Annotated in this window: 14 protein-coding genes; 6 read left to right on the top strand and 8 right to left on the bottom strand. The window is 72.1% G+C overall.

All coding sequences use genetic code 11. The features are described from left to right. Positions 1-92: 92 nt before the first annotated feature. From L615_RS01900 to L615_RS01890, 3 genes are read right to left on the bottom strand one after another with little or no spacing between them, the layout of a single operon-like run. Positions 93-1,442, bottom strand: a complete 1,350-nt coding sequence (locus L615_RS01900; protein ID WP_145723925.1) for an MFS transporter — start codon at positions 1,440-1,442, stop codon at positions 93-95. Then, positions 1,439-2,227, bottom strand: a complete 789-nt coding sequence (locus L615_RS01895) for a glycerophosphodiester phosphodiesterase (RefSeq protein ID WP_145723924.1) — start codon at positions 2,225-2,227, stop codon at positions 1,439-1,441. The genes L615_RS01900 and L615_RS01895 overlap by 4 nt, the downstream gene beginning before the upstream one ends. A 25-nt stretch (positions 2,228-2,252) precedes the next feature. Further along, positions 2,253-3,794, bottom strand: a complete 1,542-nt coding sequence (locus tag L615_RS01890) for a UDP-N-acetylglucosamine 1-carboxyvinyltransferase (RefSeq protein ID WP_028654933.1) — start codon at positions 3,792-3,794, stop codon at positions 2,253-2,255. 87 nt (positions 3,795-3,881) lie between these two features. Between L615_RS01890 and L615_RS01885 the strand changes: the two genes are divergently transcribed. Both L615_RS01885 and L615_RS01880 read left to right on the top strand, forming a co-directional pair. Continuing rightward, a complete protein-coding gene (locus L615_RS01885) occupies positions 3,882-4,898 on the top strand; it encodes a zinc-dependent alcohol dehydrogenase family protein (protein ID WP_028654934.1) in 1,017 nt (338 codons plus the stop codon). Between the two features lie 57 nt (positions 4,899-4,955). Then, on the top strand, positions 4,956-5,759 hold the full coding sequence (locus tag L615_RS01880; protein WP_145723923.1) for a maleylpyruvate isomerase family mycothiol-dependent enzyme: 804 nt from the start codon (positions 4,956-4,958) through the stop codon (positions 5,757-5,759). A gap of 30 nt (positions 5,760-5,789) precedes the next feature. Here the strand turns inward: L615_RS01880 and L615_RS01875 are convergent, their stop codons facing one another. Further along, the gene (locus L615_RS01875; RefSeq protein ID WP_145723922.1) at positions 5,790-7,154 is read right to left on the bottom strand and encodes an L-serine ammonia-lyase; all 1,365 of its coding nucleotides are present in this window, start codon (positions 7,152-7,154) and stop codon (positions 5,790-5,792) included. Positions 7,155-7,226: 72 nt separating this feature from the next. Here L615_RS01875 and L615_RS01870 point away from each other — a divergent pair, with 72 nt between their 5' ends. Genes L615_RS01870 through L615_RS01860 form a run of 3 tightly spaced genes read left to right on the top strand, consistent with a single transcriptional unit; the run spans position 7,227 to position 10,540 of the window. Next, positions 7,227-7,727, top strand: a complete 501-nt coding sequence (locus L615_RS01870) for a helix-turn-helix transcriptional regulator (protein ID WP_261376523.1) — start codon at positions 7,227-7,229, stop codon at positions 7,725-7,727. A gap of 5 nt (positions 7,728-7,732) precedes the next feature. After that, positions 7,733-8,140: a VOC family protein gene (locus L615_RS01865; RefSeq protein ID WP_186449675.1), complete on the top strand. Its 408-nt coding sequence runs from the start codon at positions 7,733-7,735 to the stop codon at positions 8,138-8,140. A gap of 36 nt (positions 8,141-8,176) precedes the next feature. Next, positions 8,177-10,540, top strand: a complete 2,364-nt coding sequence (locus tag L615_RS01860; protein WP_145723920.1) for an excinuclease ABC subunit UvrA — start codon at positions 8,177-8,179, stop codon at positions 10,538-10,540. Positions 10,541-10,549: 9 nt separating this feature from the next. Here the strand turns inward: L615_RS01860 and L615_RS01855 are convergent, their stop codons facing one another. Next, complete coding sequence (locus L615_RS01855) at positions 10,550-11,791, bottom strand: NADH:flavin oxidoreductase/NADH oxidase family protein (RefSeq protein WP_145723919.1); 1,242 nt, start codon at positions 11,789-11,791, stop codon at positions 10,550-10,552. Positions 11,792-11,837: 46 nt separating this feature from the next. Here L615_RS01855 and L615_RS01850 point away from each other — a divergent pair, with 46 nt between their 5' ends. After that, on the top strand, positions 11,838-12,299 hold the full coding sequence (locus L615_RS01850; RefSeq protein WP_145723918.1) for a VOC family protein: 462 nt from the start codon (positions 11,838-11,840) through the stop codon (positions 12,297-12,299). A 17-nt stretch (positions 12,300-12,316) separates the two neighbouring features. On the opposite strand, the gene L615_RS01845 is transcribed toward L615_RS01850, so the two are convergent. The 3 genes from L615_RS01845 to L615_RS01835 all read right to left on the bottom strand — a co-directional run bounded on the left by L615_RS01845 (position 12,317) and on the right by L615_RS01835 (position 16,977). Then, on the bottom strand, positions 12,317-13,993 hold the full coding sequence (locus L615_RS01845) for a long-chain fatty acid--CoA ligase (RefSeq protein WP_145723917.1): 1,677 nt from the start codon (positions 13,991-13,993) through the stop codon (positions 12,317-12,319). 27 nt (positions 13,994-14,020) lie between these two features. Then, positions 14,021-16,180, bottom strand: coding sequence for an RNA polymerase recycling motor ATPase HelR (helR, locus tag L615_RS01840; protein ID WP_145723916.1), 2,160 nt, complete (start codon positions 16,178-16,180; stop codon positions 14,021-14,023). Between the two features lie 113 nt (positions 16,181-16,293). Continuing rightward, positions 16,294-16,977: an HD family hydrolase gene (locus L615_RS01835; protein ID WP_051485559.1), complete on the bottom strand. Its 684-nt coding sequence runs from the start codon at positions 16,975-16,977 to the stop codon at positions 16,294-16,296. Positions 16,978-17,198 lie beyond the last annotated feature (221 nt).

The raw sequence follows: 17,198 nt of genomic DNA, 5'->3' as shown, positions 1-17,198 counted from the left end.
TTCCCGGATCAGGTCACAGTGGCAGATCGGCCCGTCGGGCACCAGTCCGGGCGGTACCCGGCGCACTCCGAACCGAGACGGGTGCAGGACGGTCAGATGACGGCAGGCCGCTCGTTGCCGGCCTCCCGGATGCCCCGCTCGGTGTCGACCCGCAGCAGGATCAGCCCGCCGACGAGGAAGAAGACGACGAGCGCGAAGATCGCCGGCCGGTAGGACTCGGTGAACTGGTAGACGAGGCCGAAGGTGAGCGTGCCGAACCAGGACGTGCCCCGGTCCATCGCGTGGTAGAGGCTGAAGTAGGCCGCCTCCTTGCCGCGCGGGATGAACAGCGAGAAGTAGGACCGCGCCAGCGCCTGGGTGCCACCGAGCACGACGCCGATGGCCACCCCGAGCAGGAGGAAGGGGACCAGCTGCTCGTCGGGCACGACGAGCGCGACGGTCACGATGCCCATCCAGCCCACGAGACCAGCGAGGATCACCTTCTTGGCACCGAAGCGACCCGCGGCGCGGCCGAAGGCGATCGCCCCGCCCATCGCGACCGCCTGGACCAGAAGGTAGGTGCCCAGGACGAGGCCCTCGTCGAAGCCGAGCTCCTCGATGCCGTAGATCGACGCCGACCCGATCACGGTCTGGATGCCGTCGTTGAAGAAGAGGTAGGCGACGAGGAAGGTCAGCGCGACGGGGTAGTTGCGCAGGTCCTTGAGGGTCGCCCAGAGCTGGCCGAAGGACCGGGCCAGGATCCCGCCCTCGACGTCCTCGACGGCGACCGGCTCGTGCCGGCGGATGCCGCGCCACGGGATGATGATGAAGGCTGCCCACCACACGGCCGCGGAGAGCATGCTGATCCGGACCGCCATCTCCTGGCCCATGCCGAGCGCGTCGTGGAAGGTCACGACGGCGAAGTTCACGGCGAGCAGGAGCCCGCCGCCGGCATACCCCCGCGCCCAGCCGATGGAGGAGACCCGGTCGCGCTCGGCCTCGGTGGAGATGAGCGGGAGGATCGAGTCGCTGACCACCACGGCACAGCCCGCGCAGAGGTTGGCGACCATGAACATGATGCTGCCGAAGGCCCAGTTCTCGCCGGACATGAAGAACAGCAGCCCGGCAGCCACCGCTCCCGCCCACGCGAACGCGACCATGAGGTCGGGCTTGCGGGACGTGCGGTCGGCGAGGGCCCCGATGATCGGGTAGAGCAGCGCGCTCACGATCGTCGACAGCGTGATGACGTACGACGGCAGGGATCCCGGCGCGATGGAGAGCCCGAGGACGTCGAGCCGGCCGTGCTCGCCGACGTCGTTCTCGGCGATCGCGATGAGGTAGGGCGCGAAGAGGACTCCGGCGATGGTCGTCTGGAAGGCCGAGGTGGCCCAGTCGGTGAAGTACCACGCGCGCTGCTCGCGGGCCCGGTTGAGCGGACCCAGGTCCGCGATGCTGGTCGTCACGTCGTCCCTCCCCGCGCGGACCACCACTGGCCGCGTCCCTGGAGCACATCCTTGAGCAGGTCGGTGCGATCCGTGAAGAGGCCGTCGACGCCGTGGTCGAGGAGCTCGGCCATCTCGGCGGGGTCGTCGACGGTCCACACGTGGACCTGGAGGCCGGCCGCGTGGGCCCGGCGGACCAGGCCCGGGGTGGTCACCCGCAGCCCACGGTGCCGGTGCGGCACCTGGAGGGCGGCGAACCCGGTCCCGCCGAGCAGGAGGGCCACCCGGGCGCTGGGGGAGAACCGCCATACGACCACCTGCCACGGGTCCGCGGCCGTCGGCACGCGTCCCTCGGTGAGCGCCCGGAACCGGCGGATGCGGCGCCGGGAGAAGGAGCCGATGAGCACCCGGTCCCACAGCTCCCGCTCACGCACCAGCGCGGCGAGCGGGTCGACGGCGTCGTCGGACTTGATGTCGATGTTGAAGCGGCACTCCGGGAAGGCGTCGAGCAGGTCGACCAGCGTCGGGACCTCCTCGCGCCCACCGATCCGCGCCCGTCGTACCTCCGCGAGGGTCAGGTCGGACACACGCCCCTGCAGGTCGGTGACCCGGTCCAGGACGGCGTCGTGGAAGGCCAGCAGCACCCCGTCGGCGGTCAGGTGCACGTCGGTCTCGAGGTAGTCGTAGCCCAGCGACGCCGCGTGGCGGAACGCGGCCATCGTGTTCTCCAGGCCCTCGACCTCCGGGTGGTAGGCGCCACCGCGGTGCGCGAACGCGAGGACCTTGCCGGGCGGGAGGTAGCTCATGACGCTCCGATCGGCAGCAGGACGCTCAGATGTCGCGGAAGGTCTCGATCTCCGCTCCGAGCGAGCTCAGCCGCTCAGCGAGGTCCTCGTAGCCGCGGTGGATGACGTAGGTGCTGCGCAGCACCGACGTCCCCTTGCTGGCCAGCATCGCGAGCAGCACGACGACCGCGGGCCGCAGCGCCGGCGGGCAGACCAGCTCAGTGCCGGTCCACGACGTCGGGCCGTCGATCTGCACCCGGTGCGGGTCGAGCAGGGTGACCCGGCCGCCGAGCTTGTTGAGCTCGGTGAGGTAGATCGCGCGGTTGTCGTAGACCCAGTCGTTGAGGTACGTCGTGCCCTCGGCGACCGCCGCGATCACCGCGAAGAACGGCAGGTTGTCGATGTTGAGGCCCGGGAACGGCATCGGGTGGATCTTGTCGCGCGGAGCGACCAGGTCCGAGGCGCGGGTGGTGATGTCGACCAGGCGGGTGCGGCCGTTCGCGGCGAGGTACTCCTCGGAGCGGTCGTAGCGGAAGCCCATCTCCTCGAGCACGGCCAGCTCGATCTCGAGGAACTCGATCGGCGCGCGGCGGATGGTGATCTCCGATCGGGTCACGATCGCCGCGGCGAGCAGCGACATCGCCTCGATCGGGTCCTCGCTGGGGGAGTAGTCGACGTCCACGTCGATGGTCTCGCGGCCGGTGACGGTCAGCGTCGTCGTACCGATGCCCTGGACGTCCACGCCGAGGGCCTGCAGGTAGAAGCACAGGTCCTGGACCATGTAGTTCGACGAGGCGTTGCGGATGACCGTGGTCCCCGGGTGCAGGGCGGCGGCCATCAGGGCGTTCTCGGTGACGGTGTCGCCGCGCTCGGTGAGCACGATCGGGCGGCCGGGGACGATCGCCCGGTTGGCCTGGGCGTGGTACCACCCGTCGGTCGCCTTGACCTCGAGGCCGAACGGGCGCAGCGCGGACATGTGCGGCTCGACGGTGCGGGTGCCGAGGTTGCAGCCGCCGGCGTAGGGCAGCTCGAAGCTGTCCACGCGGTGCAGCAGCGGGCCGAGGAACATGATGACCGAGCGGGTGCGCCGCGCGGCCTCCTCGTCGATGCGGGTGAGGTCGAGCTCCCTGGGCGGGACGATCTCGAGGTCGTTCTCGTCGTTGATCCACCGCGTCTGCACGCCGAGGCTGTCGAGCACCTCGAGCAGGCGGTTGACCTCCTCGATCCGTGCGACCTTGCGCAGCGTGGTCCGGCCACGGTTGAGCAGCGAGGCGCACAACAGGGCGACCCCGGCGTTCTTCGACGTCTTCACGTCGATGCTGCCCGAGAGGGTCGTGGGTCCCTTCACCCGCAGGTGGGTCGGACCGGCGCCGAGCGCGACGATCTCGGAGTCCAGGGCCGCGCCGATGCGGGCCAGCATCTCCAGCGAGAGGTTCTGGTGGCCCTTCTCGATCCGGTTGATCGCGCTCTGGCTGGTGGCCAGCCGCTCCGCAAGCTGGGCCTGGGTGAGGCCGCGGTGCTTGCGGGCGTCGCGGATGAGGTTCCCGATCCGGCCCTTGTAGTCGTCGGTCGGTGCGTCCGTCGTCATGCCTACGACGGTAACTCACATGTGAGATAACACCAACGACAGGCGGCGGCGCGTCCCCGGGTCGGGGGAGTACGGCAGGATCGGACCATGCGCGCAACCACGATCCACGCTGCCGGCGACATCCGGGTCGAAGAGGTCCCGGACCCGGTCCTCAAGAAGCCTACCGACGCGATCATCCGGGTCACCGCCGGGTGCATCTGTGGCTCGGACCTGTGGCCCTACCGCGGGGAGAACCCGATCCGCCCCGGCTCGACGATCGGCCACGAGTGCATCGGCGTCGTGGAGGAGGTCGGCAGCGACGTCCGCGACTTCAAGGCCGGCGACCACGTCATCGTGCCGTTCTGCCACTGCGACAACACCTGCCCCCACTGCCTGGCCGGTGCCCACTCCGCCTGCGTGAACCTCAGCATGACCGCCAGCGGACAGGCGGAGTACGCCCGCGTGGGTCAGGCCGACGGCAGCCTCGTCTCCACCGGCGGCGCCCCTGACGAGGACCTGGTCGCCTCCGTGCTCGCACTGAGCGACGTGATGCCCACCGGCTGGCACGCCGCCGTCTCGGCCGGCGTCCGTGAGGGCGGCACCGCGGTCGTGGTCGGCGACGGTGCGGTCGGCCTGTGCGGTGTGCTCGCCGCCTCGGTGATGGGCGCCGAGAAGGTCGTCGCGATGTCGCGCCACGAGCCGCGCCAGGAGATCGCTCGCGCGTTCGGCGCCACCCACGTCGTCGCGTCGCGTGGCAAGGAGGGCATCGCCGAGGTCCTCGAGATCACCGGGGGGATCGGGGCCGACGCCGCACTGGAGTGCGTCGGCACCGACGAGGCCATGAGGACCGCGATCGGGGTGACCCGGCCAGGCGGCGGGGTCGGCTTCGTCGGCGTGCCGCACGGCGTGGAGCTGCCGATCCGCACCCTGTTCGAGAAGAACGTCGGGCTGCGCGGCGGCATCGCCCCGGTGCGGCGCTACCTGCCCGAGCTGCTCGCGCTCGTCCAGGACCGCCGCATCGACCCGGGCCGCGTCTTCGACCTCACCCTGCCGCTGGAGCAGTCGCCGGAGGGCTACCGGGCCATGGACGAGCGGCGCGCGATCAAGGTGCTGCTCGAGCCCTGAGTCGACCGGCGGAAAACCGGGTGCACGCTGTCGGTGGCCCGGCCTAGCGTCGTCGCCATGACCCGCCTCGACGACGCCACCTACCTCGAGCACATCCGCCGCGAGTCCGCGCGCTTCGCGCAGGTGCTCGCCGCGTGCCCGCCCGACGCGCGGGTGCCCTCGTGCCCGGAGTGGGACGCCACCGACCTGTGGTGGCACCTCGCCGGGGTGCAGGACTTCTGGCACCACGTCGTCAGCACGCGTCCGACCGTCCCCGAGGACTACGAGGACCCGCAGCGCCCGGAGGAGCGGGACGCCGTGCGGGCGTTCTTCGACGACGCGCACCGGCGCTTCGTGACCGCCCTCGCCGCTGCGGACCCGGCGGACCACGCGTGGTCCTGGTCGAGCCGCGACGCCGACCAGTGCGTCGGGTTCACCTTCCGCCGGCAGGCGCACGAGGCGCTGATCCACCGCCTCGACGCCGAGCTCGCCGCCGGCACGCCGACGCCGCTGCCGACCGAGCTCGCCGCCGACGGCGTGCACGAGGCGCTCGACACGATGTACGGCGAGCTGCCGGACTGGGGGCGCTTCGACCCGGAGCCGCTGTTCGTCGAGTACCGGATCACCGACGTCGACCGCTCGGTCTGGGGCCAGCTCGGCACGTTCACCGGCACCGAGCCGGACGGCACCGAGCACGTCGCCATCCCCGACCAGCACGTCGTCGACGACCCGGGCCGACCCGCCGACCTCGTCGTGTCCGGCACGGCCGACCGCCTCGACGGCTGGCTGTGGCACCGCTACGACGACACCGGGATCACCGTCGAGGGCGACCCGCACGCCCGGGAGCGCGCCTTCGCCGTGCTCGAGCAACCCATCGACTGACCGCCGCAAGCGGCTGCCCGGTGGGGCCGGTCAGCACTCGATCACGTTGACGGCCAGGCCGCCGCGCGAGGTCTCCTTGTACTTGGTGTGCATGTCGCGGCCGGTGTCGCGCATGGTCTTGATCGCCCGGTCGAGGGAGACCGTGTGCCGGCCGGTGCCGGCCAGGGCGAGCCGGGCGGCGTTGATCGCCTTGACCGAGGCGATCGCGTTGCGCTCGATGCAGGGGATCTGGACCAGGCCGCCGACCGGGTCGCAGGTGAGGCCGAGGTTGTGCTCGATCCCGATCTCGGCGGCGTTCTCGACCTGCTCCGGCGACCCGCCGAGCACCTCGCAGAAGGCGCCGGCGGCCATCGAGCAGGCCGAGCCGACCTCGCCCTGGCAGCCGACCTCGGCCCCGGAGATCGAGGCGTTCTCCTTGAACAGCACGCCGATCGCGCCGGCGGTGAGCAGGAAGCGGACGATCCCGTCGTCGTCGGCGCCCGGGACGAAGCGCACGTAGTAGTGCAGCACCGCGGGGATGATCCCGGCGGCGCCGTTGGTCGGTGCGGTGACCATGCGGCCGCCCGCGGCGTTCTCCTCGTTGACGGCGAGCGCGAACAGGTTGACCCAGTCCATCGCGCGCAGCGGGTCATCGACGCCGCCCTCGGCGGTCAGCCGCGCGTGCAGCGCCGGCGCGCGCCGCGGCACCTTGAGACCACCCGGCAGCACGCCCTCGTGGGCGCACCCGTTGCGCACGCAGTCGGCCATCACCGACCAGATCTCCAGCAGCCCGGCGCGGACCTCCGCCTCGGTGCGCCACGACAGCTCGTTGGCGAGCATCACGTCGCTGATCCGCAGCCCGGTGTCGGCGCAGGCGGCCAGCAGCTCGGCCGCGGTGTGGAAGGGGTGGGCGACGGGGGTCTCGTCGGCGACCACCCGGTCGGCTCCGACGGCCGACTCGTCGACCACGAATCCGCCGCCCACCGAGTAATACACGCGGTCGCGCACGAGGGCGCCCCGGTCGTCGTACGCCTCGAAGCGCATGCCGTTGGGGTGGCCGGGCAGCGACTTGCGCCGGTGCATGACCAGGTCGTCCTCGCCCAGCGCGACCTCGCGACGGCCAGCGAGCCGCCCGCGGTCCCGGATCGCGGCTGCGCGGGCGTCGTAGGTGGTGATGTCGACGGTCGCCGGGTCCTCGCCCTCGAGGCCGAGCAGCACCGCCTTCTCCGAGCCGTGGCCGTGCCCGGTGGCGCCGAGGGAGCCGAAGAGCTCGGCCCGCACCCGCGCGACCTCGTCGAGCCGGCCGTCGGCGGCCAGGCCGTCGGCAAAGAGCCGCGCCGCCCGCATCGGACCGACCGTGTGCGAGGACGACGGACCGATGCCGACCGAGTAGAGGTCGAAGACGCTGAGTGCCACGTCACCGACACTACGGGTTGTCTGACAATGCAGCCTCATGCATGGGGCTCGACCCTTTGGCAGGATGGCGGCGTGGTGGACGCCGAACGCCTGCGGACCCTCACGCTGCTGCGCCGCGTGCGGGACCGGATCGACCGTGAGTACGCCTGCCCGCTCGACGTGGAGGCGCTGGCCCGCGACGTGCACATGTCGGCCGGCCACCTCAGCCGCGAGTTCCGTCGGGCGTACGGCGAGCCGCCGTACTCCTACCTGATGACGCGCCGCATCGAGCGGGCGATGGCGCTGCTGCGTCGCGGGGACCTGTCGGTCACCGACGTGTGCTTCGAGGTCGGCTTCTCCTCCCTCGGGACGTTCAGCACCCGGTTCACCGAGCTCGTCGGGGTGCCGCCGAGCACCTACCGCGAGGAGGTCGCCGCGGGCGCGGAGGGTGCGGCGGGCGCGAGCAGCGTCGTCGAGCCGCCGTCGTGCGAGACCAAGAAGGTCACCCGGCCGCTGCGCCGCGGCGGCGCGCAGACCAGCCCCGATCCGGTCAGGAATCGAGAAGCGCCACGGTTCCAGCCGCCATTAGCGTGAGCGGCATGGACATCAGCATTCAGCACAGCTTCCTCCCGCAGACCGACCCCGAGGCCTCGCTGGCGTTCTACCGCGACGTGCTCGGCTTCGAGGTCCTCAACGACGTCGGCTACGGCGACATGCGGTGGATCACCGTCGCCCCGAAGGGCCAGGCCGCGCCGTCGATCGTCCTCGCCCCGCCTGCCGCGGACCCCGGGATCACCGAGGACGAGAAGGCGACCATCGCCGAGATGATGGCGAAGGGCACCTACGCCACGATCGTGCTCAGCACCCCCGACCTCGACGGCGCCTTCGAGCGGATCCAGGCCACGGGCGCCGAGGTGATCCAGGAGCCGATCGACCAGCCGTACGGCGTGCGCGACTGCGCGTTCCGCGACCCGGCCGGCAACCACGTCCGCATCAACCAGGCCTGAGCCACCACCCCACACCCGAGAGGCACCACCGACCGCATGAGCGCCACCGCCCACCCGGCCGACACCCACGACCTGATCCGGGTCCAGGGGGCACGGGAGAACAACCTCAAGGACGTCGACGTCGAGATCCCCAAGCGCCGGCTGACGGTGTTCACGGGAGTCTCCGGGTCGGGCAAGAGCTCGCTGGTCTTCGCGACGATCGCCGCGGAGTCGCAGCGGATGATCAACGAGACCTACAGCACCTTCGTGCAGGGCTTCATGCCGTCCCTGGCCCGGCCCGAGGTCGACGTCCTCGAGGGGATCACCACCGCGATCGTCGTCGACCAGGAGCGGATGGGGGCCAACGTCCGATCGACGGTCGGCACCGCCACCGATGCGAACGCCATGCTGCGGGTGCTGTTCAGCCGGATCGGCGACCCGTACGTCGGCCCGCCGACCGCGTTCGCGTTCAACGTGCCCACCCGCCGCGCAGGCGGGGTGATGAGCACCGAGAAGGCCGGCGGCAAGGTCGAGAAGAAGGTCGTCAAGAACGCCGTCTACCTCGGCGGCATGTGCCCGGAGTGCGAGGGCCGGGGCACCGTCTCCGACCTCGACCTCACCCAGATCGTCGACGAGAGCAAGTCCCTGTCCGAGGGCGCCATCCTGGTCCCGGGCTACACCGCGGACGGCTGGATGGTCGCGGCGTTCAAGGCGGTCCTGCCCGCCGACAAGCCGATCTCGACGTTCACGAAGGCCGAGCGCGAGGACTTCCTCCACGCCGAGCCGCGCAAGGTGAAGGTCGAGAAGATCAACGTCACCTACGAGGGCCTGATCCCGAAGATCCGCAAGTCGATGTTCAGCAAGGACGTCGACTCGCTGCAGCCCCACATCAAGGCGTTCGTGGAGCGAGCCGCTGTCTTCGCCGACTGCCCTGCCTGCGGCGGCACCCGGCTCAACGAGGTCGCCCGGTCGGCGAAGATCAACGGCAGGAGCATCGCCGACGTGTGCGCCATGCAGATCACCGACGCCGCCGCGTGGGTGCGCGGCATCGACGACCAGTCCGTCGCCCCGCTCAAGGCCAGCCTGCTGCACCTGTTCGACTCCTTCGTCGAGATCGGCCTGGGCTACCTCTCGCTCGACCGCCCCGCCGGCACCCTGTCCGGGGGAGAGGCCCAGCGCACGAAGATGATCCGCCACCTCGGCTCGGCGCTCACCGACGTCACCTACGTCTTCGACGAGCCGACGATCGGGTTGCACCCCCACGACATCCAGCGGATGAACAAGCTCCTCCTCGAGCTGCGCGACAAGGGCAACACCGTCCTGGTCGTCGAGCACAAGCCGGAGACGATCGCGATCGCCGACCACGTCGTCGACCTCGGTCCCGGCGCCGGCACCGCCGGCGGCACGGTCTGCTTCGAGGGCGACGTGGCCGGCCTGCAGGCCTCCGACACGCTCACCGGGCGCCACCTGTCCTACCGCGCGCCGCTCAAGGAGTCCGTGCGCGAGGCGACCGGGGCGATCGAGGTGCGCGGCGCCTCCACGCACAACCTGCGCGACGTCGATGTCGACATCCCGCTCGGGGTGCTGTGCGTCGTCACCGGCGTCGCGGGCTCGGGCAAGAGCTCGCTCATCCACGGGTCCGTCGCCGGGCACGAGGACGTGGTCGTCATCGACCAGGGGGCGATCAAGGGCTCGCGGCGCAGCAACCCGGCGACGTACACGGGGCTGCTGGAGCCGATCCGCAAGGCCTTCGCCAAGGCCAACGGCGTCAAGCCCGCCCTGTTCAGCGCCAACTCCGAGGGCGCCTGCGAGAGCTGCAACGGCAACGGGATGATCTACACCGAGCTCGGCTTCATGGACACCGTCGCCACCGTCTGCGACGAGTGCGAGGGCAGGCGCTTCCAGGCCTCCGTGCTCGAGCTGACCTTCGGCGGGCTGAACATCGCCGAGGTGCTCGACCTGCCCGTCGCCGACGCGCACGCCTTCTTCGCCGCGGGGGAGTCGAAGGTGCCTGCCGCCGCCACGATCCTGCAGCGCATGGAGGACGTCGGGCTCGGCTACCTCAAGCTCGGCCAGCCGCTCAACACGCTCTCCGGCGGCGAGCGCCAGCGGCTGAAGCTGGCGGTGCGGATGGGGGAGAAGGGTGGCGTCTACGTGCTCGACGAGCCGACGACGGGCCTCCACCTCGCCGACGTCGAGAACCTCCTCGGCCTGCTCGACCGCCTCGTCGACTCCGGCAAGTCGGTGATCGTGATCGAGCACCACCAGGCCGTGATGGCGCACGCCGACTGGATCATCGACATCGGCCCCGGCGCCGGCCACGACGGCGGCACCGTCATCTTCGAGGGCACCCCGGCACAGCTGGTGGCCGGTGCCAGCACGCTGACCGGCCAGCACCTGGCGGAGTACGTCGCCGGCTGATCCCGCCGGTCAGAGGCCGCGGCGACCGACCCGGACGCTGTCGCGGCCGTGGCGGGCGAGGTACTGCGCGACGTTGAGGGCGGGGTGGCGCTGCGGCGCCGGCTCCTTGCCGTCGGCCATCCSCCACATCTGCACGGTGTACGCCGTCAGCTCGGTCAGGCTGTCGACCAGCCGGATGCCGCTGCGCCGCGGTCGGACGCGACTGCCGGACGTCGTACCGTCCAGGAGGCCGGCCGGTACGTCCGGCTCGACCGTGAGCGGGCGGCCGAGGCCGACGACGTCGACGGCGCCGCTCGCGACGGCGTCGGCCATGGCCTCGGCCGTGCGGAAGCCACCGGTGAGCATCAGCGGCAGGTCGGGGAGCTCGGCGCGCACCCGGAGGGCGTAGTCGAGGAAGTAGGCCTCGCGACGGCGCGTGCTCTCCTTCAGGGTCGGGTCGACGCCGAGCATGGCGGCAGAGGAGTAGGTGCCGCCGGAGACCTCGAGCAGGTCGATGCCCTCCTCGGCGAGCGCGTGCACGACCTCCAGGGACTCGTCCTCGCCGAAGCCGCCGCGCTGGAAGTCCGCGGAGTTGAGCTTGACCGCCATCGCCTTGTCGGGCCCGATCTCGGCGCGGACCGCGCGGGCGACCTCGATCAGGAACCGGCGCCGCTTCTCCGGCGTGCCGCCCCAGGCGTCGGTGCGCCGGTTGGCGAGCGGGGAGAGGAACTGGCTGACGAGGTAGCCGTGCGCGCCGTGCAGCTGCACGCCGTCGAAGCCGGCGCGGACGAGGTGGCCGGACGTGGTGGCGTAGCGGGCGATGACCTCCTCGATCTCGGCGGGGGTGAGCTCGCGCGGCGGCGCGAACATCCCGGCGCTGCCGTCGAGCGGGACCGCCGAGGGCGCGACCGGCTCCGGGGTCAGTGTGCGGGGCGCCTGTCGGCCGGGATGGTTGACCTGGGCCCACGCGGTGGCGCCGTCGGCCTTGATGATCTGCGCCCACTCGACGAGGTCGTCGTGGGAGCGGTCGTCCTCGACCACGACGTTGCCCGGCTCGCCGATCGCCCGGCGGTCGACCATCACGTTGCCGGTGATGACCAGGCCCGCCCCGTTGCCGGACCAGCGCCGGTAGAGCGTCTTGATCCGGGTGCCGGGGGTGTGGTCGCGGCGGGCGAGGCTCTCGCTCAGCGCGGCCTTGGCGAGGCGGTTGGGGAGCACCGCTCCGTTGGGCAGCGTGAACGGCTGCTGGAGCGTGGTGGCCGTCGGCGTCATGGCGGACACCCTGCACGATGTCGGTGGTCGGCACTACAACGGGACCATGAGTCGAACAGTCCAGGTCACCTTCGACGCGCACGACCCGCGCTCGCTGTCCCGCTTCTGGGCCGAGGTCCTCGGCTACGCCGTCCCCGGCCCACCCGGCGTCGAGCTCACCGACGGCGCGGACCCGTTCGAGGCGTGGGAGGACTTCCTCACGGGCCTGGGCGTGCCCGAGCACCTGCGCGGCGCCCGGTCCGCGGTCGAGGACCCGGACGGCGACGGGCCCCGGCTGTTCTTCCAGCAGGTGCCCGAGGACAAGGTCGCCAAGAACCGCGTGCACCTCGACGTGCGCGTCGCGCCCGGCCTGGCGGGGGAGGAGCGGATGGCGGCCCTGGAGGCCGAGTGCGAGCGACTGGTCGCCCTCGGCGCGCGGCGGATCGCACGCCACGACCCCGAGCCACCCCTCGGGGCCGGCCACATCGTGATGGCCGACCCCGAGGGCAACGAGTTCTGCCTCGACTGAGCCGGGGTTGCCCGACCTCAGGCGTCGGGGTCGCCTGCGGCGTAGAGCTCCTCGATCACGTCGGCGTACTTCTCGGCGATCGGGCGGCGCTTGAGCTTCATGGTCGGGGTCAGCTCGTCGCCGCCGGGGAGCCAGTCCGTCGGGAGGATCCGGTAGCGCTTGACCTGCTCGACGCGGGAGAGGCGGGAGTTCGCCTCCTCGATCGCGGTGGCGACCTGCTCCAGGACCTTCTGGTCGACCGCGAGCGCGGCGGTCGAAGGGTCGGGGAGCCCGACCTGCTCGGCCCACGCCGCGCACACGTCGGGGTCGAGCACCAGCAGGGCGACGTTGTAGGGGCGGCGGTCGCCGATGACGACGGCCTGGCCGATGAGCGGGTGGGAGGCCTTGAGGGTCTGCTCGATGTTCGACGGCGACATGTTCTTGCCCGCCGCGTTGATGATCAGCTCCTTCTTGCGGTCGACGATGGTGACGTAGCCGTCGTCGTCGATGGTCGCCACGTCGCCGGTGTGCAGCCAGCCGTCCGCGTCGATCGCCTCGGCGGTCTTGTCGGGCTGGTTGCGGTAGCCGCGCATCAGCTGGGGACCGCGCACCAGCAGCTCGCCGTCGTCGGCGACGCGGACCTCGAGGCCGGGCAGCGGCTTGCCGACGGTGCCGATCCGGATGTCGTCGGGCGGGTTGATCGTGCCGCAGCAGGAGATCTCCGACATCCCCCACAGCTCGCAGATCGGGATGCCGAGGGCGGAGAAGAACTCCAGCACCTCGGGCGCGATCGGCGCCGCACCGGAGACGGTGTGGCGCACGTCGTCGAGGCCGAGCAGCTGGCGCACGGCGGCGCGGTGGTCCTCCGGCAGGGCCGCGGGGTCGGTGACGCCCTTGGCCTCGAGCGCGGCCTTGATCTTCTCCCAGACCCGCGGCACGCCGCCCCACACGGTCGGCCGGACCTCCGGGAGGGCCGCGATGACCGCCTTCGGGTCGTCGACGTAGGTGGTGGTGCCGCCGAAGACCATGGGCGTGTAGTGCCCGGCCCAGCGGTCGGCGACGTGGGCTGACGGGAGGTACGACGTGGACCGCTCCCCGGGGTGCACCGGGATGATCGCCTGCACGCCGCGCAGCTGGGCGAGCATGCTGCCGTGGGTCAGCTCGACGCCCTTCGGGGGGCCGGTCGTGCCGGAGGTGTAGATGAGGGTGAGCACGTCGTCCGGGCCGACCGCGCGCCAGCACGCCTCGAAGTCGAAGCCGTCGACGGTGCGCGACGCCAGGTCCTCGAGGCTGGTCGTGCCCTCGCCTCCGTCGACGCTGACCACGACCTCGACGTCCGTCCCGGCGGCCAGCACCTGCGACAGGAACTGCTGCTCGGTGACGACCACCCGGTTACCCGCGTTGCCGAACAGGTACGCGATCTGCTCGGGTGCCGAGGTGTTGTAGATGGAGAACGGCACGGCGCCCAGGTGCAGCGCGGCGGTGTCGACGAGGGCGAACTCCGGGCGGTTGGTGAGCATGATGCCGACCGTGTCGCCGTGGCCGACGCCAAGCGCGGCCAGGCCCTCGGCGAGGCGGCGCACCCGCTCGCCGTACTCCTGCCAGGTGATCTCCTGGCCGCCACCGGGGGTGCGCAGGGCGACCACGTCACCCGTCGCGGCCACGGTGTTCTGGAAGGCCTCGCAGAGGCTCGGGACGTCGAGGGGGTCGCTCATGGCCCGATGCTGGCAGTGTGACGGCGGTCACGCAACGGGCTCGCCGCGGAGGACGACGAGCTCGCGGGTCGCCCGGGTCATCGCGACGTAGCGGTCCACGGCACCTTGGATGCCGTCGCCGAGGGCGTCGGGGTCGACGAGCACGACGAGGTCGAACTCCAGGCCCTTGGCCGTCTCCGGGGTCAGCGAGCGGACGCGCCCGGTGGCGACGAAGGTGGGGTCGCCGATGACGCAGGCAGTGCCCTCGGGGTGCTCGTACAGCCAGGCGCCGAGGACCTCGTCGCGCGCCGCGCGGGGGAGGTGACGGACGGGCAGGCCGGTGCTGCGCACCGACGTCGGCACGTTGGCGTCGGGGAGGGCTGCGCGGATGACCGGCTCGGCTGCCGCCATCACCTCCTCGGGGGTGCGGTAGTTCACCGACAGCGACGCGACCCGGGTGCGGTCGATGCCGGCCCGCGCCAGTCGGTCGACCCAGCTGCCGGCGAAACCGTGCCGGGCCTGGGCTCGATCCCCGACGATGGTCAAGCTCCGCGACGGGCACCGGGCGAGCACCATCTGCCACTCGGCGTCGGTGAGCTCCTGTGCCTCGTCGACCACCACGTGCGCGAAGGGGCCGGCGAGCTGGCGGTGCCGGTCGGGAGGCGCGTCGTCGGGCGCCGCCAGCGCCCCCTGCAGGTCCGCGCCGCGCAGCATCGACATCAGCATCATCTCCGAGTCGTCGGTGGCGATGAGGTGGTCGACGACGCGGTCCATCTCCTCCTTCTCCGCGGCGCGCTCCGCCTCCGCGCGTCGCCGGCGCCGTGCTGCGTCTGGGTCGCCGAGGCGCCGGTGCGCGGCGTCGAGGAGGGGCAGGTCGGCCAGTGTCCAGCGCTGCGGGCCGTGCCGCCGCAGCAGCCGCACCTGGTCCTCGTCGAGCCACGGAGCGCACATCCGCAGGTAGGCCGGGACCTCCCACAGGTCGCCGACCAGGTCCTCGGGGTCGAGCACCGGCCAGGCCTTGCCGAGGACCTCCCGCAAGGCTGCCGAGCCCAGCACGGCGCGTCGGACGACCGCGGGGGAGAGGGCCTCGTCGTCGGCGTACCTCTCGACGAGGAGGTCGACGAGCGCGTCGAGGACCTGCTCGCGGCCCTCGTTGTGCGGCGTGCCGGGCTCGACGGCCTCGAACGCCTCGGCCCACTCGGCCTCGCCGACCCACAGGTCCCCGTCCGGGGTCTCGACCTCGACCGCCTCGGCGGGCGGCTCCTCGTAGAGCCGCACGGCGGGCTCGATGGCGCCCACCATGCGGGCGTCCGCCTTGAGCGCCGCGACCGCGGGGTCGGGCTCCGGCCCGAGGTCGTGGCCGCCGGGCACGAGGTCGCGCAGGGTGCAGGTGCGCACGCCGTCCTCGCCGAGGCTGGGCAGGACATCGGCCACGTAGTCGAGGTAGGGCTGGTGCGGCCCGACGACGAGCACGCCGCCGCGGCCGCTGGACAGGCGCGGGTCCTCGTAGAGCAGGTAGGCCGCACGGTGCAGCGCGACGACGGTCTTGCCGGTCCCGGGGCCGCCGTCGACGACGAGCGCACCCCGTGACGGTGCCCGGATGATGGCGTCCTGGTCGGCCTGGATCGTGCTGAGCACGTCGCGCATGCGGGGCGAGCGGCTGGCTCCGAGGCTGGCGATGAAGGCGGACTGGTCGTCGAGCGCCGCGTGGCCCTCCAGCCCGTCGGGGACGAAGACCTCGTCCCAGTAGTCGCTGACCCGGCCCAGGGCCCAGCGGTAGCGGCGCCGGCTGGCGAGGCCCATCGGATCGGCGTGGGTGGCGGCGAAGAACGGCTCGGCAGCGGGGGAGCGCCAGTCGACGAGGAGTCGCCGGCCGTCGGGATCGGTGAGGCCGAGCCGCCCGACGTAGACCGGCTCGGGGTCGTCCAGGCGCACGATCCGGCCCAGGCAGAGGTCGAGGCTGAACCGGCGCAGGGTGCGCAGCCGGTTGCTGAGCCGGTGCACCTCGAGGTCGCGGTCCATCGCGGCCTGGCCGTGGCCGCCGCCGCGGCGACGCTCGGCGTCGAGGCGCTCGGCCAGGTCGGCGATGGTCGTCTCGAGGGTGGCGGCGATCGCCGCGAAGTGGCGCTCGTCGTCGGCGATGAGCGCGGGGTCCGCCTTCGCGGAGAGGTGGTCGGGGAGGGAGAACGCCGTCGGCGCAGGGGTCACAGGGCAGCTCCGTTGGTCGGTCGGAGCGGCGATTGTGGGGCACGACGGGGGCCTTGCGGCAAGCCCCCCGTGCCGCTATACCTTGAGAGTGGAGGGGCCCGGCTGACCGGGCCTCACGCGTCTAGGTCGGGCGGCGCCGGGCGGATCCAGCCCCGCTGCAGCCCGTGGTCGACCATCGCGCTGGTCACCGCGCCGAGCCGCCGCGACCCCGCGACGACTCCTGCTTCCCGGGCCCGCACCGTCGCCTCGTTGGCGCCCGGCATCTGCCAGGTCCCGCCCTGGTTGACCCAGTTGAGGAGCATCGGCTGGAGCCGGTCGAGGGCCTTGCAGAAGCGGGCCTCCGGCGTCCGGCCCGCCTCGAACTCCTCCCACAGGTCGCGGATCCACCGGGCCTGGTCGTCGGGCAGCTGCGCGAACAGCACGTCGGCCGCCGCCTCCTCCCGCTCCTGCTGGTCGACGACCGCCGCAGGGTCGAAGACGGGACTGTCGCCGGCGTGGATCTCGACGAGGTCGTGGATGACCACGAGCTGCATCGCGTGGCCGACGTCGATCGGCTCGTCGGCATGCTCGGCGAGCAGCATCACCATCAGCGCCAGGTGCCACGAGTGCTCGGCATCGTTCTCCCGCCGGTCCGCGGCGGCGAGCGGCGTGGCGCGCAGCACGGTCTTGAGCTTGTCGACCTCGGCCACGAACCCGAGCTGGGCGGCGAGGCGGTCGTCGACCTCCGGCGGCAGCGGGCTGCGGTCGATGAGCAGGTCGCTGGCTGCCGGACTGGAATCACTGCTGACGTCGTCCACCCGACCAGCGTCCCAGAGGCCGTCGAGCAGGCGGGGGAGACCTGTGGACGGGGCCGGTCGAGGGGTTGCGGTTTGGTCCCAAACCACAGGTTTTCTGTGGAGAACCCTGCAGTTCGTGACCAATCGGCGCGTTCGCGGCCACGTCGGGGGCGTGCTGGTTCGAGGGCGCTGGCCTGGCGCCCGGGCGGGAAAAGCGGTGTCGGTGGGCGCAGGACGCCGGA

It is taken from the genome of Nocardioides sp. J9, assembly GCF_007829375.1.
In the GTDB taxonomy this organism is placed as follows: Bacteria; Actinomycetota; Actinomycetes; order Propionibacteriales; family Nocardioidaceae; genus Nocardioides.
Note: the sequence above shows the minus strand (reverse complement) of the source record. Positions and strands in the feature narration are given on the sequence as shown.

Coding starts and splice junctions, on each gene's coding strand:
- L615_RS01860 (WP_145723920.1), top strand. CDS start 8,177: ATGAGCGCCACCGCCCACCCGGCCGACACCCACGACCTGATCCGGGTC.
- L615_RS01880 (WP_145723923.1), top strand. CDS start 4,956: ATGACCCGCCTCGACGACGCCACCTACCTCGAGCACATCCGCCGCGAG.
- L615_RS01865 (WP_186449675.1), top strand. CDS start 7,733: ATGGACATCAGCATTCAGCACAGCTTCCTCCCGCAGACCGACCCCGAG.
- L615_RS01845 (WP_145723917.1), bottom strand. CDS start 13,993: ATGAGCGACCCCCTCGACGTCCCGAGCCTCTGCGAGGCCTTCCAGAAC.
- L615_RS01890 (WP_028654933.1), bottom strand. CDS start 3,794: ATGACGACGGACGCACCGACCGACGACTACAAGGGCCGGATCGGGAAC.
- L615_RS01895 (WP_145723924.1), bottom strand. CDS start 2,227: ATGAGCTACCTCCCGCCCGGCAAGGTCCTCGCGTTCGCGCACCGCGGT.
- L615_RS01885 (WP_028654934.1), top strand. CDS start 3,882: ATGCGCGCAACCACGATCCACGCTGCCGGCGACATCCGGGTCGAAGAG.
- L615_RS01850 (WP_145723918.1), top strand. CDS start 11,838: ATGAGTCGAACAGTCCAGGTCACCTTCGACGCGCACGACCCGCGCTCG.